The following is a 1,549-nucleotide window of genomic DNA, read 5'->3' on the forward strand; positions in this document are numbered from 1 at the left end:
CGCCTCATATGGAGGTCGGCCTGTCAACGACGGCATGGTGAAGCGGTGGCACGCACCGTCGTGTGTGCCACCGCTTCCTGTTGCCGGGATGGTGATCGATGCGAGTGGGAGGTGAGCGTGTCGTAGTGTTCGACGCGTCGTCAACTCTCATATACGCGGGTTGGTTACCGCAGGACGGACTGTTTCGGCTGGAGTGGATCGCAAGTCTATGAGTCGAGCGTGATCCCAACGCGCAGTTGAGGATTGCTCATAGGCGGCTAGCGGGTCACTCCCAGACGCTCGGCCACATCCCACATCGTCGTCGACCGTTCATTCCGGACATCTATCCCGACGCAGATCGCTACTTCGGCGTCGGAGCTTCAGTCATTCCTCGAGCGTGGCCAACGACCAGCACCAGCCGGCCAGCTCTCGTGCGATCCCGGCATTGGCGACCACCGCACGTTTACCGCGTTCGTCGAAATGTTCCCACCGTGCGTGCAGCCGCCGGTTCGCTTGATGTCCTCGCGCTTTGGCTTTGGGAGTCGACGCCTTCCACCGTGCCACCAGTTCACGCCCCGGCCGATACGGCTTGCGATGATGCCAGGCAGCCTCGACCAGCAGTCGGCGTACGTGAGCATTGCCGGTTTTGCTGACACCGCCCTGCGACCGGGATTCACCGGAAGAATGCTCGGTCGGGATCAACCCGACGAACGCACCGATCGAGCGGCCGGTCAACCGGTCCCACTCACCGATCTCCGTCGCCAAACCGAACGCTGTCAACGTCGCCACCCCACGAAGGCACCCCAGCCGGGTCACCACCGGAGTGAACGACGAATGCGCAGCCATGTCCGCGATGGCGGTATCGAGACGATTCCGGCGTTCGGTGGTGGCGATGACGGTCTCGTAGGCGGTGTCGTAGGTGATCTGCAGTGCACGTGAATCGAACCGCTGGCGACGTAACCACAGATCGTGGGCTGCGGTCCAGGGTTTGCCGCCGCTGTAGATGATCCCTTGACGCAGCAGCACATGTGTCAGGCGATGCTGTGCGGACACCAGATCGCCGCGGCAGTCCTCCCTTGCTCGCACCAGATCACGAGCGGACTCCTGCTCGGTACTCGGAATCAGAACCGGCACAATAGAACTCAAATGAAGCAACCGAGCCAAATGCCGGGCATCACGGGCATCGGTCTTGATGCGGTCACCAGGGGGACGCTGAATTTTCGACGGTGCCGCCACCACACAATCGACACCGGCGGCCAACAGAAAACGGGCCAGACCGAAACCGGTCGGGCCCGCCTCGTAGACGACATGCACCAGTCCTGGCAGCGAACGAATCCACTCCAGGATTTCTTTGTGATCAGGCGACATGCGACGCTCGAACAACTCGCCCGTCTCGCCATCCAAACCGCACGCCACCACCGATCGTGCGTGCACATCCAAACCAACACTCGTACGATGATTCTTCACTGGGGCCTCCCACATCTGTGGCTCTACCGGCCAGGACCCACTCCTGTCGGCAACCCACGCTTACATGCGGAGGGGCCCCAGCCAAGACCTCCATACCGTCTAT

1 protein-coding gene is annotated in these 1,549 nt (G+C 61.8%); it reads right to left on the bottom strand.

The window, feature by feature from the left end; translation table 11 throughout:
* Window positions 1-363: 363 nt before the first annotated feature.
* Window positions 364-1,461 (bottom strand): IS110 family transposase, encoded by a 1,098-nt coding sequence (locus KVY23_RS24785; protein WP_032375655.1) that lies wholly within the window; start codon window positions 1,459-1,461, stop codon window positions 364-366.
* Window positions 1,462-1,549: the final 88 nt, after the last annotated feature.

Origin of the sequence: Rhodococcus sp. I2R (assembly GCF_020889545.1) — a bacterium.
Taxonomy (GTDB): Bacteria; Actinomycetota; Actinomycetes; order Mycobacteriales; family Mycobacteriaceae; genus Rhodococcoides.

Bases quoted from the DNA above. Each gene is read 5' to 3' on its own strand.
- KVY23_RS24785 (WP_032375655.1), bottom strand. From the start codon at position 1,461: ATGTGGGAGGCCCCAGTGAAGAATCATCGTACGAGTGTTGGTTTGGAT.